The 23191-nt window shown below is 62.2% G+C and carries 23 protein-coding genes and 1 pseudogene; 9 read left to right on the top strand and 15 right to left on the bottom strand.

Going from position 1 to position 23191, the window contains the following annotated elements; translation table 11 throughout:
• Window positions 1–139: 139 nt before the first annotated feature.
• From NKI69_RS10395 to NKI69_RS10370, 6 genes are read right to left on the bottom strand one after another with little or no spacing between them, the layout of a single operon-like run.
• Window positions 140–1165, bottom strand: coding sequence for a proline racemase family protein (locus NKI69_RS10395; protein WP_023809519.1), 1026 nt, complete (start codon window positions 1163–1165; stop codon window positions 140–142).
• A 42-nt stretch (window positions 1166–1207) separates the two neighbouring features.
• Entirely contained in the window at window positions 1208–2239 is a 1032-nt protein-coding gene (locus NKI69_RS10390; RefSeq protein WP_023809518.1) for an Ldh family oxidoreductase, read from the bottom strand.
• A 38-nt stretch (window positions 2240–2277) separates the two neighbouring features.
• A complete protein-coding gene (locus tag NKI69_RS10385; protein WP_128303869.1) occupies window positions 2278–3441 on the bottom strand; it encodes an epoxide hydrolase family protein in 1164 nt (387 codons plus the stop codon).
• Complete coding sequence (locus NKI69_RS10380; RefSeq protein ID WP_023809516.1) at window positions 3438–4418, bottom strand: 5-oxoprolinase subunit C family protein; 981 nt, start codon at window positions 4416–4418, stop codon at window positions 3438–3440. The genes NKI69_RS10385 and NKI69_RS10380 overlap by 4 nt, the downstream gene beginning before the upstream one ends.
• On the bottom strand, window positions 4415–5077 hold the full coding sequence (gene pxpB / locus NKI69_RS10375; protein WP_352441939.1) for a 5-oxoprolinase subunit PxpB: 663 nt from the start codon (window positions 5075–5077) through the stop codon (window positions 4415–4417). The genes NKI69_RS10380 and pxpB overlap by 4 nt, the downstream gene beginning before the upstream one ends.
• Window positions 5078–5083: 6 nt before the next feature.
• Complete coding sequence (locus tag NKI69_RS10370) at window positions 5084–5860, bottom strand: SDR family NAD(P)-dependent oxidoreductase (RefSeq protein ID WP_023809514.1); 777 nt, start codon at window positions 5858–5860, stop codon at window positions 5084–5086.
• Between the two features lie 238 nt (window positions 5861–6098).
• Between NKI69_RS10370 and NKI69_RS10365 the strand changes: the two genes are divergently transcribed.
• The 6 genes from NKI69_RS10365 to NKI69_RS10340 all read left to right on the top strand — a co-directional run bounded on the left by NKI69_RS10365 (window position 6099) and on the right by NKI69_RS10340 (window position 11484).
• Complete coding sequence (locus tag NKI69_RS10365) at window positions 6099–6734, top strand: RraA family protein (RefSeq protein ID WP_023809512.1); 636 nt, start codon at window positions 6099–6101, stop codon at window positions 6732–6734.
• Between the two features lie 147 nt (window positions 6735–6881).
• Entirely contained in the window at window positions 6882–8000 is a 1119-nt protein-coding gene (locus NKI69_RS10360) for a branched-chain amino acid ABC transporter substrate-binding protein (protein WP_245273099.1), read from the top strand.
• Between the two features lie 118 nt (window positions 8001–8118).
• On the top strand, window positions 8119–9030 hold the full coding sequence (locus NKI69_RS10355; RefSeq protein WP_023809510.1) for a branched-chain amino acid ABC transporter permease: 912 nt from the start codon (window positions 8119–8121) through the stop codon (window positions 9028–9030).
• Entirely contained in the window at window positions 9030–9989 is a 960-nt protein-coding gene (locus NKI69_RS10350; protein ID WP_245273097.1) for a branched-chain amino acid ABC transporter permease, read from the top strand. The genes NKI69_RS10355 and NKI69_RS10350 overlap by 1 nt, the downstream gene beginning before the upstream one ends.
• 2 nt (window positions 9990–9991) lie before the next feature.
• Complete coding sequence (locus NKI69_RS10345) at window positions 9992–10756, top strand: ABC transporter ATP-binding protein (protein WP_023809508.1); 765 nt, start codon at window positions 9992–9994, stop codon at window positions 10754–10756.
• The gene (locus NKI69_RS10340; RefSeq protein ID WP_023809507.1) at window positions 10756–11484 is read left to right on the top strand and encodes an ABC transporter ATP-binding protein; all 729 of its coding nucleotides are present in this window, start codon (window positions 10756–10758) and stop codon (window positions 11482–11484) included. The genes NKI69_RS10345 and NKI69_RS10340 overlap by 1 nt, the downstream gene beginning before the upstream one ends.
• Window positions 11485–11718: 234 nt before the next feature.
• Here the strand turns inward: NKI69_RS10340 and NKI69_RS10335 are convergent, their stop codons facing one another.
• Window positions 11719–11859, bottom strand: coding sequence for a hypothetical protein (locus NKI69_RS10335; RefSeq protein ID WP_023809506.1), 141 nt, complete (start codon window positions 11857–11859; stop codon window positions 11719–11721).
• 247 nt (window positions 11860–12106) lie between these two features.
• On the opposite strand from NKI69_RS10335, the gene NKI69_RS10330 reads away from it, so the two are divergent.
• The 3 genes from NKI69_RS10330 (at window position 12107) to NKI69_RS10320 (ending at window position 13663) form a co-directional block, all read left to right on the top strand.
• Entirely contained in the window at window positions 12107–12310 is a 204-nt protein-coding gene (locus tag NKI69_RS10330) for a CsbD family protein (protein WP_023809505.1), read from the top strand.
• A 534-nt stretch (window positions 12311–12844) separates the two neighbouring features.
• Window positions 12845–13150 (top strand): hypothetical protein, encoded by a 306-nt coding sequence (locus NKI69_RS10325; protein ID WP_023809504.1) that lies wholly within the window; start codon window positions 12845–12847, stop codon window positions 13148–13150.
• 87 nt (window positions 13151–13237) lie between these two features.
• A complete protein-coding gene (locus NKI69_RS10320) occupies window positions 13238–13663 on the top strand; it encodes a c-type cytochrome (RefSeq protein ID WP_128303875.1) in 426 nt (141 codons plus the stop codon).
• Here NKI69_RS10320 and NKI69_RS10315 read toward each other — a convergent pair.
• From NKI69_RS10315 to NKI69_RS10280, 8 genes and pseudogenes are all read right to left on the bottom strand, one after another.
• Window positions 13635–15095 (bottom strand): cytochrome c, encoded by a 1461-nt coding sequence (locus NKI69_RS10315; protein ID WP_196815302.1) that lies wholly within the window; start codon window positions 15093–15095, stop codon window positions 13635–13637. The two genes, NKI69_RS10320 and NKI69_RS10315, sit on opposite strands and share 29 nt — an antisense overlap.
• A gap of 20 nt (window positions 15096–15115) precedes the next feature.
• Window positions 15116–15457: a hypothetical protein gene (locus tag NKI69_RS10310; protein WP_023809501.1), complete on the bottom strand. Its 342-nt coding sequence runs from the start codon at window positions 15455–15457 to the stop codon at window positions 15116–15118.
• A gap of 1 nt (window position 15458) precedes the next feature.
• Complete coding sequence (locus tag NKI69_RS10305; RefSeq protein WP_023809500.1) at window positions 15459–16061, bottom strand: cytochrome c oxidase subunit 3; 603 nt, start codon at window positions 16059–16061, stop codon at window positions 15459–15461.
• Window positions 16058–17998: a cytochrome c oxidase subunit I gene (gene ctaD / locus NKI69_RS10300; protein WP_050592652.1), complete on the bottom strand. Its 1941-nt coding sequence runs from the start codon at window positions 17996–17998 to the stop codon at window positions 16058–16060. The genes NKI69_RS10305 and ctaD overlap by 4 nt, the downstream gene beginning before the upstream one ends.
• Complete coding sequence (gene coxB / locus NKI69_RS10295) at window positions 17995–18975, bottom strand: cytochrome c oxidase subunit II (protein WP_050592651.1); 981 nt, start codon at window positions 18973–18975, stop codon at window positions 17995–17997. Before coxB ends, ctaD begins: the two co-directional genes overlap by 4 nt.
• A gap of 248 nt (window positions 18976–19223) precedes the next feature.
• A complete protein-coding gene (locus tag NKI69_RS10290; protein WP_023809497.1) occupies window positions 19224–20105 on the bottom strand; it encodes a cytochrome c oxidase assembly protein in 882 nt (293 codons plus the stop codon).
• A 95-nt stretch (window positions 20106–20200) separates the two neighbouring features.
• A pseudogene (locus NKI69_RS10285) lies at window positions 20201–21954 on the bottom strand (thiamine pyrophosphate-dependent enzyme).
• 106 nt (window positions 21955–22060) lie between these two features.
• Window positions 22061–23071, bottom strand: coding sequence for an ATP-dependent DNA ligase (locus NKI69_RS10280; protein WP_023809496.1), 1011 nt, complete (start codon window positions 23069–23071; stop codon window positions 22061–22063).
• Between the last annotated feature and the right edge of the window lie 120 nt (window positions 23072–23191).

The raw sequence follows: 23191 nt of genomic DNA, 5'->3' as shown, positions 1-23191 counted from the left end.
CCCCCCCCCCCCCCCCCACCCACTTTTTTTTCACCCCCCCCCCCCCCACACCTCCCCGCCCCCCGCGCGGGGGGGCGGCTTTTTTGTAACACCCCCCCGGGGCCCCGGCCCCCGGCCCCCGGCCCCCCCCGCGTCCGTTTCAGAACCAGACGTCGCTGAGGCGATGCCCTCGTGGATAAGGGTCTGTCGGGTCGAGGCCGTACTGGCCAATGCTGGTAATCCAGGCCTGCCCGGCAATGGTGACCACGACAGCGTCGCGATCGCCGACGCGCGCATTGGCGATCACCCGGGAATCGAAATGGGTCCCGATGATCGACTTGTTGCGGAACAGCTCTCCCTTGGCGATCTGCCCCTTTGCCGACATCACCGCCAGCCGCCCGGTGGTGCCGGTGCCCGTAGGCGAGCGGTCGAGCCTGCCATGCAGACACACCGTGCCGTTGACGCTTTCCACGCGACCGTCGACGCGCTTGATCGGGCCTTCGAAAATCACGTTGGACACGTCGCGGATCTTAGCGTTCTCCGGATGCACGACAACGAGCTGTTCGTTGGCCGCCTTCTTGATACGTTGGCCCATCAGCGACATCTGGTGTGCCTCGTCGGGTGTTATGGAAAAGCCCAGTGCGCGCGCGTTCACATGGGCGAAAGTCATGCCGCCATAGGAGGTGTCGACGGTGATCGTGCCGAGCCCCTCGACTTCGACAGGTGTGTCGAGGTGGAACGCGAAAGCCGGCACATTGGTGAACTCCACCTGCTTCACCTTGCCGTTCTCGCAGAGGCAGCGCACCTCGATCATGCCGGCCGGCGCCTCCATGCGCAGCCGCGTCTCGGGTTCCTTCATCGGCACCATGCCCGTTTCCAGCGCCACGGTGGCGACGCAGATGGTGTTGGAGCCCGACATGGGCGGGTATTCGGTGCTTTCAATTATGACGTAACCGAGATCCGCCGAGGGATCGCAAGGCGGCAGGATGATGTTGCCGTTGACGTAGGGCGCACCGCGCGGCTCGAACAAGAGCAGCCCACGAATGTCGTCCATATGCGCTTCGAGATACTCCTTCTTTTCGAACATGGTCTTGCCCGGAACGTCCTTGACGCCTCCGGTGATCACATTGCCGACTTCGCCCTCGGCATGGCAGCCGACGACCGTGAATGTTTTCGTCCAGCGCATTTTTCTCCTCCAGTGATTGATCTTGGCCCTGGCGATACCGATTCAGACCGTGTCGAGCCCCCGTTCGAGAAAACGATCGAGTTGTTCCATTTCCTGGTGCGAGAGGACGATACCGTCGCGCTCCGACGTCTCGCGGGCTAGGAACCGCCTTTGCGAGGGTAGGCGCGCACCTTGGCCCAAGATCGCCTCGAACAGCGCTTCAGCACGGCCCAGCGGATTGCCGGGCCGGCCGGCGGCGAAGGCTTTCGGCGAGAAAGCGATGACCAACTCTCCGTGCGACGGATAAAGCGTCGTGGTGCCAAGCAGCTCGAGCGCCCCGGGGCTGGTCAGGTCGCCGATCATGATCCCGGCGAGCAGTTCGATCATCGTCGCGATGGCGGAGCCTTTGTGCCCGCCGAAGGGAAGCATGGCGCCCGCCAGGGCAGCTTCGGGATCGGTCGTTGGCCTGCCGTCCGAATCCATGGCCCAGCCTTCCGGCAGCTTCTTGCCTGCCCGGCGGTGGAGCTCGATCTCGCCGCGCGCGGCAACCGAGGTCGCGAAGTCGAAAACGTAGGGAGGCTGCTCTTTACGCGGCCAGCCAAAGGCAAAAGGATTGGTGCCCAGCAACGGTCCGTTGCCACCGGTCGGAGCGACGGTGGCATAGCTCGGGCACATGGCCAGGCCGGCAAGGCCTGCCTGGGTCAAGGCTTCGACTTCCACCCAAAGGGCGGAAAAATGCACGGCATCGTTGATCGCTAGCGCGGCGATGCCGCAGGAGCGTGCCCGCTCGACCAGCACCGGCAGGCCCAGTTCGAAGGCCGGGTTGGCGAAGCCGTGCTTCGCATCCACTTTCACAATGGCGGGAGCGTCTTGCGGCAACAGTTCGGGCACCGCGTCTGGGTTTACCTTCCCTGCCTTGATCGTTCGCAGCGCGCCTTCGATCCGGTAGATACCATGCGATTTGCAGGCATCGCGCTCCGCCGCGACGATGACCCGTGTGATGGCGCTGGCCTGGATGGGGTTCAGTCCGGCCTTGCGGAAAATTGCATCGACGCGCTTATGCAAGGCATCGATGGTGAGGGCGGTATTGTTCATTTCTGGCCTTCGGGTTTGGCTGCGCGCAAACGCTGCCTTTAAAAATCCAGACCGCCGGCAAAGGCTCTTATATCCTGTGCAAGCAAAGCGGGCTGCTCGAGGGCTGCGAAATGACCACCGCGCGGCATCGCTGTCCACTGGCGGATGTCCTTGAAGACGCGCTCGACCCAACTCCTGGGCGGCATCGGCAGCTCTTTGGGGAACAAAGCCACTGCAAGCGGGACGTTGATCGCTGTGCCGGACGCGAATGCAAGCGGACGGGCGCGCGTTTCCCAATAGAGTCGCATCGACGAAGCGACGGTCCGGGTGAACCAGTAAAGCGAGATGTTGGCGAGCATGTCGTCGCGCGAAAATGCGGCGTTGGCCAGATCGCCATCGCAATCGCTCCAGTCGCGGAACTTCTCGATCATCCACGCTGCCAGTCCGACCGGCGAATCCGTCAGCCCATAGGCAAGCGTTTGCGGGCGCGTCGCTTGAATATGAGCATAGGCGCCGTGAATATCCGCCCATTCGGCTTTCCGTTCCAGGAAGGCGCGTTCTTCCAAGCTTAGGTCGCCATCCGGGCCTGGATCGTGAGGAGGTGAGTATGAGCCGGGGATGAAGTTCAGATGCACCCCGGCGAGACTGTCTGGATGCGCGTGCGCCAGGCAGGTCGACACGCCGGCGCCCAGATCGCCACCTTGCGCGAGATATCGTTTGTAGCCGAGACGGCTCATCAACTCGGCCCAAAGGTCGGCGACGGTGAACAGGTTGAGACCAGGCCTGGTCGGTCGGCTTGAAAAGCCATAGCCGGGAATCGAGGGGACCACGACGTTGAAGGCGTCCTCCTGTCTTCCGCCATGCGAAAGCGGGTCGGTCAGAAGCGGGATCAACTCATGAAATTCGAAGACGCTGCCTGGCCAGCCATGGGTGAGTATGACCGTTCTGCCGGTTGCGACAGCGGCGCGCGCATGGATGAAATGGAGGGTTTCGCCGCCGATATCCGTCTGGTAGTGCGGATGGATGTTCCAGGCGGCTTCCTGCTTGCGCCAATCGAAGCCAGTGCGCCAGTGTTGCATTAGTCGGCGCAGTTGCTCGTGCTCCGTTCCCTGCGTCCAGCCTATTGCCTGCAACTGGTCCGGCTCGCGCCAGATCGAGATGCGCTTCTTCAAATCGTCGATTTCAGACTGGGCAATCTCGATGGTGAAGGGGCGAATTTTCATGGAGCCCTCTGCTCGCCGGCCATAAGGTTTCGGGCGGCGATAAAGTCGTGACTTTGCTGCCGGTTCGCGCGAAGCGCTTCTGTCGACGCTTCGATCGAGACCGGCAAGAAACGTAGGCGAGCGCCGACCGGCGCTTGCGCCAGCCGCCAGAAATCGGCTTCGATCACCGTGGCGATCTTCGGATAGCCGCCGCAGGTGTTGGCATCGGCAAGTTGGATGATCGGCTGGCCGGACGGCGGCACTTGAACAGTTCCCGGCACGATGCCGTGGGACAGCAATTCCAGCGGCGAGAGGAGGGAAAGCGTCGCCCCGGCAAGGCGATATCCCATACGGTTGGCGTCGTTGGTGATGCTCCATTCGCTGCCGGTGAAAGCCGCCTGGGCCTCCGGCCTGAAGGCGTCGAACTCGGCGGCCGGCAGAACCCGCAATTCGATTGCCGAGGCCAAGCCGTCCGCCGCGCCTCGCCGCTCTTCCAGCGCTGCGCCGATGCCGCCCGCGGGAAGGCGGCATTGCGCAGGGTTGAGCGCAAGCCGGTCACCGCGGGACAGACCGCGTCCGGCGAAACCGCCGAAACCGCCTTTCACATCCGTCGCGCGCGACCCCATGACGGACGGCAGATCGAGCCCGCCGGCAAAGGCGATGTAGGAACGAGCACCGATGCGCGGGGTTTCGAGGACTAGGGTCTCGCCGGCGCGGATCGTCATGGCCCACCAGGGTGGACAGGGCCGATCGCCGACGCTGACGGCGCAATCCGCGCCGGTGATGGCGACGGCGGTGTCGATATGCACGCGCAGCCGGAACGGATGAAGCGCGACCTCGATCCCGGCAGCCGAGGGGTCATTGCCCAGCATGAGATTGGCGATCGCCAGCGCCTGCCTGTCCATGGCGCCGCCATGGCTGACCCCCAGCGCCAGATGACCGGGCCGGCCGAGATCCTGGACCGTGTTCGGCAAGCCGGTGGTGAGGATCTCGATCATGCCTCGATCTCTGCGATTGCGAATCGGATTTTGTCTCCGGGCCTGAGCAGCACGGGCAATTCCGCTTCGGCCTTGAACAGCTTCACGTCGGTATGGCCGATTATGTGCCATCCGGAAGGCGCAGTCATCGGCATGATACCCGCCTGCGCGCCACCAATGATGACGGCGCCCTCAGTGACTTTGAGGCGAGGCGTGCTGCGCCTTGCCCAGGCAAGCAGCGGGTCGAGACCGGACAGATAGGGAAAGCCCGGCATGGCGCCGATGGCGGCGACGGTGTAGGTGGCCGCCGCGTGGCGGCTGACGGTCTCGTCGACAGACATGCCGCAATGTGCGGCCCAGCCGGCGAGATCCTCGCCGCGCGCGCCGCCATAACTGACGGGAATGGTATGATGCGTGCCGGTCACCGCGTGGGCATCGGTGCAAGCCCAGAGCGACATCAGCTGACCCGTGACGCTGTGGGCGTCCGTAGCGAGTGGGTCAAACACCACCAGCAGGTTGTTCATGCCGGGAACGGCCTCGCGCACCCCCTCTAGGCGCAGCGCGGCATTCGCCACCGCCCAGACCAGTTCCTGGGTGGCATCGCTGAAAGCCCCCTGCACGCCATCGAGCAGCAGCGCGCCCGATCCCGCAAGACTGATGTGAGGCGTACCGACAACCATGGGCGGTCAGTCCTTCACCGGCACCGTATAGTTCAGGATCAGGCGACCGCCATCCGGATAGATGGTCTGGCCGACGATGTAGGAAGCGTCGTCGCTGGCCAGGAAGGATGCGACGCTGGCGATCTCCGAAGGTTCGCCACAGCGGCCGCTCGGCGTGCGCGACAGGATGGTCTGGCGCTGCGCTTCGCTGGCCATGACCGAACTCTTGACCATGTCGGTCAGGATGGTGCCGGGGCCGATGGCGTTGACGCGGATGTTATGCGGGATCAATCCGACGGCCATCACCGCCGTCAATTGCTTGATGCCACCCTTGGACACGGCATAGGCGACGGAATTGGGAATGGCCAGGATGGCGTTGATCGACGACATGTTGATGATCGAGCCGCCGCGTCCCTGCGCGATCATGGCCCTTGCCGCGGCCTGCCCGAGAAGGAAGGGCGCCTTGAGATTGACGCGCTGAACCAGGTCGAAGGCTTCCTCGGGGAAGTCGACGAAATCGTCCAGATGGATGATGCCGGCATTGTTGATGAGGACGTCGACACCGCCGAATCGCTCTGTGGCCTTGGCAACAACATCGGCTGCCATTTCCTGCGTGCATTCGGAGAGATCCGCCGATAGCCAGGCGGCACGCTCACCAAGACGTTCGGCATGCTCGCGCCCGCGATCGGCCTGCACGTCGACAAGCACAACCTTGGCGCCATCGGCATGAAAGCGCTCGGCGCAGGCAAGGCCCAGGCCTTGTGCCGCCCCGGTAACGATCACGACTTTTCCTGCATGCTTCACAGCCAATTCCCTTTTTACAATCATGGCGTTTATGGATATGTTATCCAATCTATCTTGAACTTTGCCGCCATTGCAAGCCCGGACGGGTGGGCCTTTGCGGTCATGTTTGCCCAAGTGGCGGCGTTTATGGGCTGCTTTGGCTTTTTTCTGCCGACCATTGCAAGCCGGTTGACTCCACTGAATTAATTGTGATTGGATATTATATTCATAAAAGTGCCGACGACGGGGAGTGCAGACGATGGCGGATGGATCACAGGAAAGCGAACTGATCGACGCGTTCCGCGCTCTGGCGACGCCGTTGATCAGCGACAATCTCGCCCGTGTCCCCGGGGCTGTCGGGTTGCGGCCATTTCACCGGGTGGGCGGCGTCATGGCGGGGAGGGCGCTGACGGTCAGGACCCGCCCCGGCGACAACCAGTTCATCCATCGTGCGCTCGATCTGTTGCAGCCCGGAGACGTCATCGTCGTCGATGGCGGCGGGTATGAAGGACGCGCGCTGGTCGGCGAGATCATGACAAGTGTCGCGGCGTCGCGCGGCGCCGCAGGCATTGTCATCGACGGCGCCATTCGCGATGCCGGTGCCATCGGCCGCAATCCGTTTCCATGCTTCGCACGGTCGGCCATCCATCTCGGACCTTACAAGGATGGTCCGGGAGCCATAAATGTTCCCGTCTGCATAGGCGGCATGGTCGTCGGTCCCGGCGACATCGTCGTGGGTGACGAGGATGGCGTCGTGGCATTTCCAATCGAAGATGCCGCGGCTTTGCTGGCCGCCGTCAGGGCGCAAGAAGCGCGTGAGGCCGAGATCATGCAGAGCATCCGGGAGAACCGCTACCAGGGAGCCTATGCCCGGGCTGCCGGCGGCAGTCACTGATCGGCGGATCAGAGCCTGCGGGTGACAAATCGCGTGGCCGGCTAGCGATCTTGCTCAACATAACCGCTCCGCAGCTAACCGAGGGGCGAAACAATGCATTTCGGGCACGCCGCCTGGATGCGCCAACAGGGGAAATGGAGAGAATTAATGGTTGTTTCCTTCAAGAGGCTTGCCAAGAGGCTTGCTTGTGCCACCGCCCTTGCCGGGCTGGCTATGACCACGATGGCCGCGGCTGCCGACATCAAGATCGGCATTGTGGCCCCCATGACTGGCCAACTGGCCAGTGAGGGGCAGGATATGGAGAACGCCGTGAAGATGGCGATCGATGCCGTCAACGCCAAAGGCGGCGTCAACGGCGACAAGATCATCACCACTACCGCCGACGACGCCTGCGATCCGCAGCAGGCGGTGACCGCAGGCAGCAAGCTTGTCTCGGAAGGCGTGACCGCCATCGTCGGCGGCTACTGCTCGGGCGCCGTCTTGCCGACATTGAAGATCTATGGTGACGCCGGCATTCCATTCGTCATCATCGGAGCGAACTCGACCAAGCTGGTCGCCGCCAATCAGGGCAATGCCTTCCTAGCCAATTCAACCGGTGACATGCAGGCGACGACAGCCGTCGAGCTCTTCAAGAAGAACGGCTACAAGAAGATCGCGGTCGTGGACGAAGGCGATGCCTATTCGTCCGACTTGGCCAAGCTGACCGCCGAAGCCTTCAAGAGCGCAGGCGGCGAAATTGCCGCCAAGGAGACCACCACGGCCGGCGAGCAGGACTATTCGGCGGTCGTCACCAAGATCAAATCGAGCGGCGCCGACGCTGTCTTCTGGACCGCATATCATGCCGGTGGCGCCCTGCTCACCAAGCAGCTCCGGCAGGCCGGGTTCCAGGGCGGCATTGTGCTGGGCGACGGCAACAATTCACCGGAATATCTGGAGATCGCCGGGTCGGCCGGTGAGGGCGTGTACCTGTTGTCTCCCCCGACTGTCGACCTCTTGTCCGGCGCCGCCGACTTCAAGGCCAAGTACAAGGAAACCTATGGCCGCGACGCCGGCGCCTATGCGGCGCTCTCCCACGATGTGGGCGACCTGATCGTCGATGCGATCACGCGGGCCAAGTCGGCGGATCAGAAAGCGATCATCGAGGCGCTCAAGGCGAGCGACTTCAAGGGCCTTGCTGGTGAAATCAAGTTCACCGACAAGAACACGCTCCAGACCTCGAATTTCCGCCCGGTGATCGCCAAGGGCGGCAAGTGGGTAGCCGAATAAAGGCCAACCGGATTGACGCCGAGGCAGGCCTTGTGGCGGCCTCGGCGTCACCGCCGATTGTCTGGTGTGCCGACGCTGCGCTCAGACAAGACTTTTTCAATTCTGCCCTGGAGCATCAATGACGCTCGACCTGCTTATTCAGCAACTGGTGAACGGTCTTATCGTCGGCTCGTTCTATGCCCTGATCGCGCTTGGCTACAGCATGGTCTTCGGCGTCATCAAGCTCCTGAATTTCGCCCATGGCGACATCTACATGAACGGCGCCTTCGTCGGCCTCATCGTGTTCTCCTTCGTCGGCATATGGGTCGGCAATGGCTGGCTGGGCGTGGTCTGCGCCCTGCTTGTGTCGATGCTGGCTGTCGGCTTGCTCGGCGTCATCATCGAACGCTTCGCCTACAGGCCGATGCGCAATGCGCCGCGCCTCTCCATCCTCATCACGGCGCTCGGCGCGTCGATGGTGCTGAACGGCACGGCACTCGCCCTGACAGGCGGGCGGCATTACGCCTTCAACACGGACCTCGGTTTTGCCGGCGTGGATATTTCCACCGTTCACATCACCTACACGCAGATGGTGCTGGTGGCCGCCTCCATCGCTCTTATGGCCGGCATGCAGGCCTTTGTCTCACGCACCATGTACGGCAAGGCGATGCGCGCCGTGTCCATCGACATGGGGGCGAGCCGCCTGATGGGCATCGATGTCGACCGGGTGATCGCCTTGACCTTCTTCATGGGCTCGGCGCTCGCTGCCGGCGGCGGGGTCATGGCCGGCGCCTATTATGGCAGTGTCCATTTCTTCATGGGCTTCATCATGGGGCTCAAGGCCTTCACCGCCGCGGTCATAGGTGGGATCGGCAGCGTGCCGGGCGCCATGCTCGGCGGATTGCTGCTCGGCCTGCTCGAAGCTTTCGGTTCGTCCTTGCCCTTCGTCGGCTCGGAGTGGCGTGACGTCTTCGTGTTCGGGACCCTGATCCTGTTCCTTGTGTTCAAGCCGACCGGCCTTCTTGGACGCTCTGTCGTGGAGCGGGTGTGATGACCGACGAAGTGAGAACCATGCCGACCGCCGGGCAACCGCAATTGATGCGCTGGTCCGTCGTGCTGCCCGGCCTGGCGGCGCTCACCTGCGCGCTGGTGTTGCCGCAATTCGCCAACGCCTATGTGACGGAGGTGGCAACCACGGCGCTGCTCTATGTCGTTCTGTGCCTCGGCCTCAACGTTGTCGTCGGCTATGCAGGCCTGCTCGATCTCGGCTACGCCGCCTTCTTCGCGGTCGGCGCCTACACATCAGGCATCCTGACCGCGGAATTCGGGTTCAATTTCTGGCTTACCATCCCGGTCGCCATGGTCGCCGCCTGCGTGGCCGGCATCATCATCGGGGCTCCGACATTGAGATTGCGCAGCGACTATCTGGCGATCGTGACGCTGGGCTTCGGCGAAATCGTGCGCATCATCGCCCGCAACCTCGACATCACCGGTGGCGCGAGCGGACTCATCGGCATCGAGCGCCCGGAGATATTCGGCTTCAGGCTGATGCAGGTGCAGCACTTCTACTATGCGTTCCTGGTGCTTGCGCTTCTCACCGCCTTCGTCTGTCTGAGCGTCGAGCGATCGCGAATGGGACGAGCCTGGTTCTACGTTCGCTACGATGAGGACGCCGCCGCTGGCATCGGCATCAACCGTGTCACGGCCAAGCTGCAAGCCTATATGATGGGCGCTGTGATCGCTTCCGTGGCCGGATGCCTCTACGCAGCCAAGATGACGGCCATCTCGCCGGAGAGTTTCACCTTCAACCAATCGCTGCTCATCCTTCTCGGCGTCGTCCTGGGCGGCATGGGCCGCATTCCCGGCGTCGTCCTTGGTGCTGTTCTCGTGGCCCTGCTTCCGGAGGTGCTGCGCGGCGCGGGAACCTATCGTCCCCTGGTGACCGCGGTTGCGCTGCTGGCAATCATGCTCTTCAGGCCGAACGGGCTGTGGCCGGACAAGCGAGTTTGACCATGGCGCTGCTGGAAGTCCGCGACCTGCGTCTCAGTTTCGGAGGACTGAAAGTCCTTCACGACATTTCGTTCTCGGTTGAGAAAGGCGCCATCAACAGTCTTATCGGGCCGAACGGGGCCGGCAAGACATCACTCTTCAATTGCCTGACCGGCTTCTACAAGCCGAAGGGCGGCTCGATCAGTCTGGGCGGCCGGCCAATCACCGGCTTGCCGCCGCATCGCATCACCGCGCTCGGCCTCGCCCGCACGTTCCAGAACATCCGGCTGTTCAAGGAAATGACCGTTCTGGAAAACGCCATGTCCGGCCAGCATTGCCGCAGCCGCCACGGCATCATGTCGGCGATCCTGCACTTGCCGGCACAGCGGCGCGAGGAGGAGACGATCCGCGCGGCTGGCATGCGCTGGCTCGATTTTGTCGGCATCGAGCAGCATGCGCATCGCCGTGCCGGTGGTCTTTCCTATGGCGATCAACGGCGGCTCGAACTCGCAAGAGCCCTGGCGTCGGCGCCCGAGCTCATCCTGCTGGACGAGCCCGCCGCCGGCCTGAACGAGCGCGAGAAGCTGGACCTTGTTCACCTGATCCGCCGCATCCGTGACGAAACCGGTGTCACCGTCCTGCTGATCGAGCACGATATGGGCCTGGTCATGCAGGTGTCGGAGAAGATCGTGGTGTTCGACTATGGGCAGAAGATCGCCGACGGACCGCCGGAGGCCGTGCGAAAAGACCCCAGGGTCATCGAAGCCTATCTCGGTACGGAGGACTGATGGACGCCGAAATCGTTCTTTCCGCGGACCGCATCGTCGCACGCTATGACGGCATCGAAGCCCTTCATGGTGTCAGCCTTTCGGTCAAGCGCGGCCAGATCGTCGCCCTGCTTGGCGCGAATGGTGCGGGCAAGAGCACCACCCTGCGCACGCTGTCCGGCCTTGTTGCCGCATCCTCCGGATGTGTCCGCTTCCTGGGCGAGGACATAACCAAAGTCCCTGCCCATCGCCTGCCGCATCGCGGGCTCGTCCACGTCCCGGAGGGAAGGCGTATTTTCGGCGACATGACGATCAGGGAGAACCTCGACCTGGGCTCGTTCACGCTTGCCGACGACGTCGAGCGCCGGCGGCGGCTGGATCATGTTTTTGAGCTCTTCCCCATCCTGGCGCGCAGACAGAATGGCGATGCAAGGAACCTCTCGGGAGGCGAGCAGCAGATGCTGGCGATCGGCAGAGCCCTCATGGCCGCGCCCAAGGTGCTGTTGCTCGATGAGCCTTCCATGGGTCTGGCGCCGCAACTGATCAAGGAAGTCATGAACATCGTGCAGCGCCTCAATCGTGAAGGCGTGACCATTCTGCTTGTGGAGCAGAATAGCAAAGTCGCCTTGAAATTCGCCGACTACGGCTACGTTCTCAAGGCCGGACGCGTTGTTCTTGAGGGACCAGGCAGCGATCTCGCGAGCAATGAAGCGGTTATCAGCGCCTATTTAGGTGGCGTCGCTGCTTAGCTGGCAAAGCTGCCAACGCCCGGATTTTACAGAATGAGGCCGCCGCTCCAGTCCATGATTTGCCCGCCTTGCAGGAGTGGGATCAGCCACAACGAGTTGATTCTGTAGAAACGTTGACCTTCCGGGCCTACCATCCAGTCTGTGTTCCGACCCCGGGGACATAGCTGACAAAACCTCGAGGGACGCACGGAAACCAGCGGATTGCCGCAACCGCGACGGCGATCCCATAATGGCTTAGGAGTGATTGTTCATCCGCTCGAACAAAGCTTCGCCCATCCGGCGCGTATCGGCCAAAATACCGACAAGCACCTCGTCCTTGTCCGCTTCGAATTGCGCAAGCGCCCCGGTGGCGAATTCGCCCGGACTGACCATCATACGGTTGGCTGTTCCTCCGCTGCGCGTGCTGCCAACGCGACCGGTATCGATAATTGGCGGAGCCATCCATCTCCACCACCCGAATTCCGCTCGACCTCAATTGATGACGCAGACTGAGCGTAAAGGAATGGATCGCGGCCTGTGAGAGCAAGACAAGCGCCTTGCTGTCGAGTTCCAGGAACATCCGTCGTTGATTTGCGTTTGCTCTCCGAGGTTAGACGTTTTCAAACCGAAGGAGAACGGTGTCATGGACTGGAACCGCGTGGAAGGAAACTGGAAACAGGTGAAAGGCAAGGTCAAGGAGCAGTGGGGTAAACTCACGGATGATGACCTTGACCGCATCGCCGGCAAGCGCGATCAACTCGAAGGCAAGATCCAGGAGCGTTACGGCCTCGAAAAGGACCGTGTGCGGCGCGATATCGATGACTGGTACGGTCGGCAGGGCTGGTAGGCGTGTGAGCCCCGGCTGCGGCCAACTCCAAGACGCGGCCGCAACAGTTCAGCAGGTCCGGGCCATGCAGGCGCCGAGCCTTGTCGTCAGTTGAATTTTGCAGCAAGGATTTCATACTGTGTCAGAAGATATCTCTCGCAAGCAAGAGCAACGGGGGACAAGAAGGATTGTCATGTGGGCGGTCGCAGTTATCGCTGTGATTTTCCTTGTTCTGCTTGCTACATTCGTGTTCGGCCCGTTGGTGTGATTTTCGTCGCAATGATTGACCTGTTTCCTCCACGATCCAGGGATGATTGAGGGCGCTTGCAGCAACCACCATCGAGCGACGATGTGTTTGGCGAGGATATGCGGCTGGCGCTGCTTCCGCAGCCGGACGGCGCAACAAGCGGCGCGCTTATACCGACTGCCGTCGCGCGGCTAACAGTCTGCTGCAGCCTGAAAACCGTTTCACAGGAATTTCGCTGAACACGACTTCGCCGGGAACATATCAGGGAACGATTGGTTTGGTGGCGGCACACAACCAGGAGATCCACCATGATTGTCAAACTTTTCTCCGCCGCTGCGCTCGCGCTCGCATTGGCCACATCGGCGATCGCGCAGTCGAACGGTTCAGGCTCCAACAGCGGTTCGGGCACGACGCCCGGAACCACGAATGATGCCAATGGTACCGCCGGCACCGGTTCCAGTACTTCGACAACCCCCGTTGACCCGAACGCAACAAATTCGACAACCACCCCGAACGGCATGAGCGACCGCTGCAAGGACGCCGCGGGCAATGATACCGACACAAACACCGCCTCCGGCACGACAACGTCGAATGTGCAGAACTGCAACAAATAGATTGGTGCCTCGGAGCGCTGCCGGACATTGCTCCTTTCCCTGGGGCTGCGATCGGGCCGCGTTTTGCGACTGCGATGGCATGCGCGGATGAGCCGACAACCCGTCAGGCTGATGCCATCCGCGCTGCCCTGGGTGGCAGGCGTATCCGCGGCAATCGTCATTATTCCGGTAGTTTGCGCCGTCAACTTGGTCCGCGGCGACAATCTCCGGGAAACCACCATTGCACAGGCCATCGGTGGCGACCCTGACCGGGCCGTCCCGGCAATGATCCGCCACGGCTGTGGCGGATGTCACGAAATCCCGGGGGTACCCGGCGCCCATGGCACCGTCGGTCCGTCCCTGCAAGGCGTCGTCGAAAGAGGATATATCGGGGCGTCGCGAGCCACCCCGGATGCGATGATGCGCTGGATCAGCAGGGCGCGGGATGTAGACCCGAAGGCGGCCATGCCCAATACAAATCTGTCGCTTCAAGAGGCGCGCGACATTACCGCCTATCTCTATGCGCGAACATGAGGCGCGCTGAAGTCGCCCCACGACGCAGGCGTCTTGCCAGCAAAAGCAGCAGGCCAAGCATCAACACGGCGGCGCCCGCTACAAGTGATTGAGCCGCCAGAATCATGATTGTCTGGCTGGTTGTCGTTCCTGCCCGCATCTGGCGTACATCGGCCGCGGTGACGCTGAGGTCGGGATTTCCGAACCGCGCGGTGACGTAATTTGCAAGAGCTGCCACCTGGCCATCGTCCAGCCAGCCGCCGAAGGCCGCCATCGATTGACGCCCGGCCACCTCACCAGCTTTGACGCCTTCAAGGATGGTCATGACGACATCCTCGGGCGTGGCCGCGCCGGGGGTGCTGTTGCGGGTCAAGGACGGATAGTATCCGTCGGGCGATCCGCCTCCGTTCGCCCCATGGCACGTCGAACAGAGCGATCGATAGAGATCATCGCCGGTTGCGGTCCCGCTGCCTTGCGTCATCCCCTCGGTTCCAGCATCGCCGTCGGCCGCGGCCGCGGCCGCGTTACCCCATGAGAAACGCGGCTGCTTCTCGTCTCCCGGTTGGGTGGGCACGTCCCTGAGATAGGCGACAATAGCCTGGATGTCGTCGTCGGAAAGATGCTGCAGGCTGTTCATGACCGTTTCCGCCATCGGCCCGCCCGCGTAGGCCTTCCCGGGCACGGCGCCGGTTTTGAGAAATCGAGACAGCTCTTCGTTGCTCCAGCCGCCGACGCCTGCGATCTTGTCGCTGGTGATGTTGAAGGCGTGCCAGATGCCGGCGGTGCCGCCGGCAAGCTTGTGGTCTTCATCCATGCCGAACGTCGCATTCCTTGGCGTGTGGCAGGCACCGCAGTGGCCGAGCACCTCGACAAGGTAGGCTCCCCTGTTCCATGCGGCGGTCCGGCTCCGATCGGGCGTGAAACTGCCGGTTTGGAGATTCGCGAGCTTCCACAGCGCAACCGTCCAGCGCTGGTTGAATGGAAAAGGCAGAATGTTTCGCGGCCGCGGCTGGGAAATCGGCGGCTGCGCAAGGAGATAGGCCCGAATTGCAAGCACGTCCTCGCGGCTCATTGCGGCGAAGCTGTCATAGGGCATGGCGGGGTAGAGATCGGCTCCGTCGCGCCTGATACCTTTCTGGACGGCTCGCACGAACTCGTCCGCGGAATAGCGTCCGATGCCCGTTTCGAGATCTGGTGTGATGTTGGTCGAGTATACATCGCCGAACGGTGTCGGCACGCGATAGCCTCCAGCGAAGGGGCGGCTCGGATTGGACGTGTGGCAGCCGATGCAGTCGGCCGCTCGCGTGAGATATTCACCCCTCTGGATTTCGCTCGCCCGCAGCTCGGTGCAAAGCGCCAACGACGACAAGACGAGTACGACCGCCCGAGAAATGACGGGTGGGAATGGAATGCCCGTGGCAGGCCAAAGCGCGTACCGGCGGTGGATGGCCAATCTCCGCGTCTTTGGCGTCGTCACAGTTCGCACCCGCTGAAGATCAGCCCCGCCACCACTTGCGCCAGCAAGATGAGCGTGAACAGCGCCCCGATGCCCACCGAAGTCCTGGCAAGGAACGCACGCGTGCGCGCCCTCCGGGGCGGGATCGTACCATGTCCGCGGTCATGAACGGCGTGCCACGACAGCAGCGTGCCTGCCAGGGCGACAGCGGCGCCTATCAATGAGAACAAGGCAGTGGGACGAAAGCCGGCATGGCACTGCCAGGATGCAATGGAGTAATCGAACTGCAGGGCTATTGCCCATGCAACTGGCCCGCTGACCAGGCCTGCCCAGGAAACGCCGGTACGGATCGCCTGCATCTCACATCCTCGGAGCCCAATAAATAACAAGATAGAGCACGACCCATGAGACGACGACGAAGTCCCAGTAGAACGCATTGTCCGAGACGTCGCTGAAGCGGCGGCCCGCCTTGCCTTTTTGCGTGAACATGAGAACCGCCAGGACGATCGTGTCGCCGACATCGGTAAGAAGATGCGTCGTATGCAGTCCAAGCAGGAACCACACGATCGATCCGTAAGCGTTCTGATCCCAGGAAATCCGCAGAGCCGGAAATTCCCAGATGCGAACGATCAGCGGAAGAATCCCGACGATCGACATGACGACCATGCCAAGGCGAACTTTCGCGAGGTCCTGGCGACGCGCCCAAAACTCGATCAGGTGGTTGGGCACGACGCTCGCAACCAGAATAATCAACGCTGCCGTGCCCGGCAGCAGATCTGGCGCCGGGGCTCCGATGGGCCAATGCCGGGCCAGCACAGCCAGATAGAAGTAGGTGCCTATCGCCAAGGCAAAACCTGTTGCCTCGAGAGCAATGAAGGCAAGGGTTCCCCACCACATCGGGCTCGCCGACCCGAAATCATATGTGGGCAGGTGGCTGACGTCGGCGACGGGACGGTGCCTCATTCCTCGTCCTCCGGCTCGCCTTTCGGCCAGAACCAACAGATGAAGCCGATCGAAACCGGGATCGCTCCCCAGACCACCGCCCATGGCGTGTATATCGAACCGAGAAATGCGCCGCCCACCGCAATGGCCGACAGCAGCGGCCAGATCGAGTTGTCAGCCGATGGCACCCTTAGTTGCGGCACCGCATCGGCGACCGTGCCGGCGAGCACCTCGCGTGCGTCGACACGCAGACCCTCGACCACGGGAAGCGTATCGGGCTCGGCCCAAAGCGGTTCGCGGTGAGTTACCACGGGCAGCCGCGAAAAATCGTAGGAGGGCGGCGGCGACGTCGTCGCCCATTCGAGCGTGCTCGCGCCCCAGGGATTGTCTCCGGCAATGCGGCCGTTGCGAAGGCTGAGCAGGAGGTTCAGGAAGAAAAGCGCAAAGCCGGCGAACACCACCAGTGAAGAGAGGCTGATGAGGAGGTTCATCTCGCCCCAGCCGCTCGCCGGCGGATACGTATAAACGCGGCGCGGCATGCCTTGCAGACCGAGAATATGCATGGGGAAGAAGGTGAGATTGAACCCGAGGAAGACGAGCCAGAAATTCCAGCGGCCGAGCCTCTCCGACAGCATGCGTCCGGTGATCTTGGGAAACCAGTAATAAACGGCGCCGAGCAGGGGGAAGACGGCGCCCCCGACCAGCACATAGTGGAAATGGGCAACCACGAAATAGGTGTCGTGCACCTGCAGGTCGAGCGGCACCGAGGCGACCATGACCCCGGTCAGGCCGCCGATCACAAAGGTGAAGATGAAGCCGAGCACGAAAAGCATGGGCGTGGCGAAGATCGGCCGGCCGCCCCAGATCGTCGCAATCCAGCAGAAGATCTGAATGCCGCTCGGAATGGCGATCATCATCGAGGAAGCGGTAAAGAAGCTTTCGCCGAGCTGCGGCAGGCCGGTAGCGAACATGTGGTGCACCCACAGGCCGAAGGAAAGAAAACCGATCGAGATCAACGACAGGACGATGCCGAGATAGCCGAAGATCGGGCGGCGAACGAAGGTCGGCAGGATCGCGGAGACGAAGCCGGTCGCCGGAATGAAGATTATGTAGACCTCGGGATGGCCGAAGAACCAGAACAGATGCTGCCACAGCAGTGCATCGCCGCCTGCTGCGGGATCGAAAAATTTCGTGCCGACCAGGCGGTCCAGGATCAGCATTGTACTCGAGACCATCACGGCCGGCATGGCGAACAGGATGACGAAAGCCGTAACGAGGACGGACCAGACATAGAGCGGGATGCGGTCGAGCGACATTCCGGGAGCACGTTGTTTGAACACTGTCGCGATGATCTCGACCGCTACCGCGAGCGCGGACACTTCAGTGTAGGTCACCATCTGCGCCCAAAAATCGGGGCGCTTGCCGATGCCATATTCGGGTCCGGCGAGCGGTACGTAGGAAAACCAGCCGGCATCCGCACCGGTTTCGAAGGCAAAGGCGATCCAGATCATCAGCCCGCCGGAAAGATAGACCCAGTAGCTGAATGCATTGAGCCGCGGAAAGGCGACATTGCGAGTGCCGATCATCAGCGGCACCAGGTAAATGGCGAAAGCTTCCATCACCGGCACGGCGAACAGAAACATCATCGTCGTGCCATGCATGGTGAACAGCTGGTTGTAGAGATCGGGGCCGATGTGGCCGGCCTCAGGCTGGGCAAGCTGGAAACGCATGGCGAGCGCTGATAGACCCGCAAGGATGAGAAACAGGAAAGCCGTCACGATATAGCGCCGTCCGATCAGCTTGTGATCGACCGTGACCAGCCAGCCGTAGAAGCCTTTCGGCGTTCGCCAGGCATGCGCCAGAAAAGCGCGCAGTCTCACCTCTTCGAGGCCGGTGTCACGGATGCCTTTCAAGCCCTGCTCGGTATGCTCGGCCGGCTTTCCCGCAATGCCGCTCATTCGAGGCTTCCGAGATAGGTGACGACCGCGTTGAGATCGTCGGCGCTAAGGGCAATGCGCGGCATCTTGGCGCCAGGCTTTATCGACTGTGGATCGGCAATCCAGGCGGCGAGTGCGCCAGGGGTCATGGCCAGCGTATCCGCGGCCAGTGCACGTCGGCTGGCGAGATGGGTAAGATCAGGTCCGACCGTTCCGCTGGCGGGCGTGCCTCTTATCGTATGGCAGAGCGCACAGCCGGTGGAAAGAAATGCCTGTTGGCCGCGGCGTTCTTCCTCGCCGCCAGGCGCCGATGCGACGGCGTTTTGCCTGGATTGCCATGCTTCGAACGCTTCGCGGCTTTCCGCGATGACGGTGATGGCCATATGGGCGTGCTGATAGCCGCAGAATTCGGCACACTGGCCACGATAGATGCCGGGCTTATCGGCGATGAGGGTAAGCTGGCTTAGCCGGCCCGGAATGAGATCGCGCTTACCGGCAAGGTTCGGCACCCAGAAGCTATGAATGACATCGAGCGAATCGAGTTCGACCTTGACCGGTTCGCCAACCGGGACATGGATTTCATTTGCCGTGACGATCGATTGCGAGGGATCATTACCGGCATACCGGACCTCCCACCACCATTGGTGCCCCGTGATCCGCACGGCAAGCGTTTCCGTTCCGCTCAGCGAAGCAATGGATTTGCCGGCGAAAAAACTCGCTATCGTCATCATGACGAGCACCAGAACGGTCAACGCAATGGCGCTGCCGACAGCGCGGGTAAATCGGCGCTCCTGATGTGAATCGATCTCGAGCGGCGAGCGCGTTGTCTCGGACAGGCGGCGATGCAAAAGCGCTGCCGCCAAGACCAGCATGACAAGCAGCCACGTGGCCACCGCGACTGCGCTGAAAGACCAGATCAGATCAAGGATTCTCCGGGCGTTCGCACCGTGTGCATGGAGGGCCGACTGCCGATCGCCGCATCCTGCCAATACCAACATCGGCGCTGCGCTGACCCACCTCAAACGCTGTTGCGCGGCCTTTCCCGGAACAATGTCAGTCAGGATTTGCGTTGGACATGTAAAGGCAAGCGACATTCGCGGTCGTGTCCGCCTGCGAGAGCCGGCCAACGGACTCATGCACCTCGCCATGAAGGATCCACCATCGTTGCCAAGGCCATAACGCAGCTGACTGAAAAAGGATGCTTGGCAACACCGCCCCGGCGAAAACCGACGTGAAGCGGTGCGGGTTAGACGATGCGCAACTCCTGGGGAGCCTGATGCCGCCGACTGCTCGTTTGAATCCAGAAAGCGACCAAGAGCAGTGCGGCTCCGCCATAGATCAGGCCAGCGGGAATCCACATGATCAAGCCTGCAAGTTGCTGGTCCTCGAGCGGGCTGAGCCCCCACAGATCCGAGCCGACGGCGTTGGCCGGATACCACAGCTTTGGCGAGACAACGAGCAAAGCCCCGAGCAGCCCGGTGTGGAGCGAGGTGAAGAAGAGATGCATCACCGCATTGCCGCGAGCGTGCTCGCGGCCAGGGCGAGGCAGCAGCACCCACCAGAACAAAAGCCCGGTGCCGAGGAAGCTCGCGTGCTGGGCATAGTGCAGGAAACCCTGCTGGAGGGCAGCCTCGAACAGCGCCGGGAGATGCCAAATCCATATCGCGGCTCCGTGCAGGACGGTCGCGACCACAGGGCGGCTGATGAACGCCCAGATCGCCCGAAGCGTATTTGCATGTCCGGCCGCTCCGAATATCTGGCGCAGCTGTACCGGCAGTGCCCACATCATCGCCGCTGTCGGGCGGGAGGCAACCAGCAGAGGCGCTGCGACCACCATCAGCAATTCATGCTCGATCATGTGCGCCGCAAACACATGTTCGCCCAACGCATGGATCGGGCTTACAAGGGCGAACGCCAGGACGGCCCAGCCGGCAGCAAACTGGAAGGCCTGCCGTGATCGCAAGCGACGTCCGCGTCCGCTCCGTCGCCACAGTCGGTTGGCGCCGGCAACATACAGCAAAAGGATTGCCGCCAGTGGCAATGTGATGGGGAGCGCCAGAGTCCAACCGGCCTGCGGAGCGCCGTTGCCGTAGCAGATGGAGGTCGAAAAAAGCGCGTCGAAGCTCATGATCCGCATCCGTCACCCGGAAGAGCACCGGTTCATCTGGAAAGATCCAGAATGAAGCCAAGGAGGCGCGCTGTTCCCACCTCCTTGCGCCGCCTCTAGGCGTCCATCATCGATTTCGCCGGCTCCCGGGCGATATTTTCTTCCATGCGTTCGTGTCCCGGTGTTCGCGGCAGGGCCTGGCGGAAGTTCTTGGCATAGTCTGCCGGCATTTTGGGTGGCATCAGCGGCTCATAGGCATCGACCAGCGCTTCGATCACGACAGGGCCTTCCGTGGCGAAAGCCTGGTCGAGAACCGTCTCGATCTGATCGGTCCGCTCGATGCGAAAACCCTTGGCGCCCATTGCTTCCGCCGCCATGGCAAAATCGATCGGCTGCAATTCGCAGCCGAATTGCGGATTCCCCAGAAACATCATCTGCTCCCAGGCGATCTGATTGAGCATGTTGTTCTTGATCACCAGAACCTTCAGCGGGATCTTGTAGCGCACCGCCGTCGAGAATTCGCCGAGCTGCATGGCAAAGCCGCCATCGCCGACGATGGCGGCAATCGGGCGACCGGGGAATGCTATGCCGGCAGCGATGGCGTAGGCGAGACCGCAAGCCATCGACGCCAGCGATCCGGACACCCCAAATGCCTGGCCGCTGCGAAGATCGACATGGCGGGCGGCCAGTTCCGTGTTCTGACCGGAATCCGTGGCCAGCACCGTGTCGTCGGCCAACCGTTGTCCGAACGCCCGGGCAATCGCCTGTGGCTTCAAGGGTTGCGCCTGCATGTCTTCCGACTGCCGCATCATCTCGCGCCATTTTCTCATGGTCTCTTGGGAACGGTGCAGGAACTCATCGGAGGGCTTCTGCGTCAGACGTTGGTTGAGCGCGCGCAATGTCTCGGCCGCGTCGCCGACAAGGCCGGCTTCGACTGGAAAGCGCAAGCCGATCCGCTGCGCATCGCAGTCGATCTGGACGCCACGGGCCTGCCCGGGCTGCGGGTAGTATTCGATATAGGGAAAGGTCGAACCGACAATCAGCACCGCGTCACAGCTCTCCATCGCCTCTTGCGAAGCCAGGGTTCCAAGAATGCCGATCCCGCCGGTGGTGTAGGGATGGTCGTCCGGCAGCACCGCCTTGCCCAGCAAGGCCTTCGCGACAGGCGCCTGCAGCAGGCGCGCCGTGTGTTCGAGTTCGGCGGCCGCGCCGATGGCGCCGCGTCCGGCCAGGATCGCAACCCGCGAAGCGTCATTGAGAATGTCGGCGGCTTTGTCGAGCTCAACGTCCAGCGGTACGCTGTGAGCGGCGAACATATCCTGCGGCGTGTGCGCCGGGCGATTGCGCTTGGAGCGCTTCGACGGATCGCGCTCCTGCTCCTGGATGTCGCTGGCAATCGAAAGATGTGCGACGCCCTTGCGCGCCAGCGCGGTTCGGCAGGCAAGGCTGGCGACGTTTTCCATATGCGCGGCATCGGCAACATGGGCGTTATAAACGGAGACATCATTGAACACGCGCGTCAGATCGACATCCTGTTGCGTGAACGTCTCGATCAGATCGTGGAACTGCATGCCCGTAATCGCCAGCACCGGAGCCTGGTCGAGCTTGGCGTCATAGAGGCCGGTCAGAAGATGTGTTCCGCCGGGACCGGACGTCGCAAGGCACACGCCCAGCTTACCTGTCCACTTGGCATACGCACATGCCATGAAGGCAGCCGATTCTTCATGCCGGACCTGAACGAAGGCAATCTTGTCGCGCCGCGTCCGCAACGCTTCCATGACGCCGTTTATGCCGTCTCCCGGCAACCGAACACCACCTCCACGTCCCAGGCGACGAGCGTATCGATGAGAATTTCTGCTGCATTTGGCATGTCAGGGTAGCTCCGGCGGATGGTGTCCGAACCGGTGAATCCCGAGTTGGTTCCTTCGTCACAATAAATCGTGACAGGTTTCTGGAAGCGATCTCCCCGGAGCGGTCTATTCGATCTGCTCGAACGTGCATTGCCGTGGCGCCTTGTCGGGGCGCCAGCGCAGCAGTTTGGTGCCGTGGCGAAACCGATTGCCGGTAACGTGGTCGAAGCGGACCTCCACCACCAGTTCAGGTTCCAAGGGTTCCCATTGTCCGCTGCGCTCCGTGCTCCAGCGGCTCGGGCCGCCGGGCGCCTTGCCGGTGAATCCGGGCTCTGACCGCAGCCCTTCCAGCCGGCGCGTGAGCGCTCCTCTGTCGGTCCTGGCGATGGTCGACGTGAAGCCGACGTGATCGAGCTTGCCGTCGTCATTGTAGAGGCCGAGGAGCAGCGAGCCGACCTCACGACTGTCCGCGAGATAGCGGAAACCGCCGACAACGCAATCGGCGGTGCGCCTCGGCTTTACCTTCACCATCGCACGTTCGCCGCACAGATAATGCTCATCGAGCACTTTGGCCACGATGCCGTCGGTCGATGCATGGCCGGAGCCGTTTAGCCATCGAGCCGCCGTGGCTGCATCATAAGCGCACTTCGACAGGCGAAGATCTGGACTGTTCGAGGAGGTCGCGAAGTCCTCGATCGCTCGCCGCCTTTCGACAAGTGGCTTGCCCGTGATGACCTCGCCGCCCGGCCTGGCAAGCATGTCGAAGAGGATCAGACTGGCAGGCGTCTGCGAACTCAGTTTGCGGATTCTGCTTTGTGCTGGGTGAAGGCGCATCTGCAGCGCTTCGAAGGAAAGCTCACCGTCAACCTCAATGACAATCTCGCCGTCGATGACGAAGTGCCCGCGCTTGAGGTCACGCAAAATCTCCGTGATTTCTGGAAAATAGCGGCCGAGCGGCTTGCCGGATTTGGCGCGCAGGTCAACGGCGTTGTCGCTCTTGAAAGCCAGGCAGCGAAATCCGTCCCATTTGGGCTCGTACTGCCAGCGGTTCCCGTCCCTGGGGATTTCATCGGCAAGCCTGGCCTCCATCGGAGGAGTGTCCAGCGGGAGCGGGAAGGCGTTTATCGGTTCATGCACGGGTCAGGCCTCCAAAACCGGTTCAGGAACGGCTCCGGCTTTTCAACTTCCAGGACTGGCACCGCGTTCCATCTGACGGTTCTGCCTGGTTCTTCGCGATGGGACATTTTCATTTGCCGC

The sequence above is a fragment of the Mesorhizobium sp. M0491 genome, from assembly GCF_040321265.1.
Lineage (GTDB): Bacteria > Pseudomonadota > Alphaproteobacteria > Rhizobiales > Rhizobiaceae > Mesorhizobium.
This window is presented reverse-complemented; position numbering and strand designations above follow the sequence as displayed.

What these genes read in the sequence shown, in the direction of transcription:
- NKI69_RS10395 (WP_023809519.1), bottom strand. Translation starts at nt 1,165, where the DNA reads ATGCGCTGGACGAAAACATTCACGGTCGTCGGCTGCCATGCCGAGGGC.
- NKI69_RS10390 (WP_023809518.1), bottom strand. Translation starts at nt 2,239, where the DNA reads ATGAACAATACCGCCCTCACCATCGATGCCTTGCATAAGCGCGTCGAT.
- NKI69_RS10385 (WP_128303869.1), bottom strand. Translation starts at nt 3,441, where the DNA reads ATGAAAATTCGCCCCTTCACCATCGAGATTGCCCAGTCTGAAATCGAC.
- NKI69_RS10380 (WP_023809516.1), bottom strand. Translation starts at nt 4,418, where the DNA reads ATGATCGAGATCCTCACCACCGGCTTGCCGAACACGGTCCAGGATCTC.
- pxpB (WP_352441939.1), bottom strand. Translation starts at nt 5,077, where the DNA reads ATGGTTGTCGGTACGCCTCACATCAGTCTTGCGGGATCGGGCGCGCTG.
- NKI69_RS10365 (WP_023809512.1), top strand. Translation starts at nt 6,099, where the DNA reads ATGGCGGATGGATCACAGGAAAGCGAACTGATCGACGCGTTCCGCGCT.
- NKI69_RS10360 (WP_245273099.1), top strand. Translation starts at nt 6,882, where the DNA reads ATGGTTGTTTCCTTCAAGAGGCTTGCCAAGAGGCTTGCTTGTGCCACC.
- NKI69_RS10355 (WP_023809510.1), top strand. Translation starts at nt 8,119, where the DNA reads ATGACGCTCGACCTGCTTATTCAGCAACTGGTGAACGGTCTTATCGTC.
- NKI69_RS10350 (WP_245273097.1), top strand. Translation starts at nt 9,030, where the DNA reads ATGACCGACGAAGTGAGAACCATGCCGACCGCCGGGCAACCGCAATTG.
- NKI69_RS10345 (WP_023809508.1), top strand. Translation starts at nt 9,992, where the DNA reads ATGGCGCTGCTGGAAGTCCGCGACCTGCGTCTCAGTTTCGGAGGACTG.
- NKI69_RS10340 (WP_023809507.1), top strand. Translation starts at nt 10,756, where the DNA reads ATGGACGCCGAAATCGTTCTTTCCGCGGACCGCATCGTCGCACGCTAT.
- NKI69_RS10335 (WP_023809506.1), bottom strand. Translation starts at nt 11,859, where the DNA reads ATGATGGTCAGTCCGGGCGAATTCGCCACCGGGGCGCTTGCGCAATTC.
- NKI69_RS10330 (WP_023809505.1), top strand. Translation starts at nt 12,107, where the DNA reads ATGGACTGGAACCGCGTGGAAGGAAACTGGAAACAGGTGAAAGGCAAG.
- NKI69_RS10325 (WP_023809504.1), top strand. Translation starts at nt 12,845, where the DNA reads ATGATTGTCAAACTTTTCTCCGCCGCTGCGCTCGCGCTCGCATTGGCC.
- NKI69_RS10320 (WP_128303875.1), top strand. Translation starts at nt 13,238, where the DNA reads ATGAGCCGACAACCCGTCAGGCTGATGCCATCCGCGCTGCCCTGGGTG.
- NKI69_RS10310 (WP_023809501.1), bottom strand. Translation starts at nt 15,457, where the DNA reads ATGCAGGCGATCCGTACCGGCGTTTCCTGGGCAGGCCTGGTCAGCGGG.
- NKI69_RS10305 (WP_023809500.1), bottom strand. Translation starts at nt 16,061, where the DNA reads ATGAGGCACCGTCCCGTCGCCGACGTCAGCCACCTGCCCACATATGAT.
- ctaD (WP_050592652.1), bottom strand. Translation starts at nt 17,998, where the DNA reads ATGAGCGGCATTGCGGGAAAGCCGGCCGAGCATACCGAGCAGGGCTTG.
- coxB (WP_050592651.1), bottom strand. Translation starts at nt 18,975, where the DNA reads ATGTTGGTATTGGCAGGATGCGGCGATCGGCAGTCGGCCCTCCATGCA.
- NKI69_RS10290 (WP_023809497.1), bottom strand. Translation starts at nt 20,105, where the DNA reads ATGAGCTTCGACGCGCTTTTTTCGACCTCCATCTGCTACGGCAACGGC.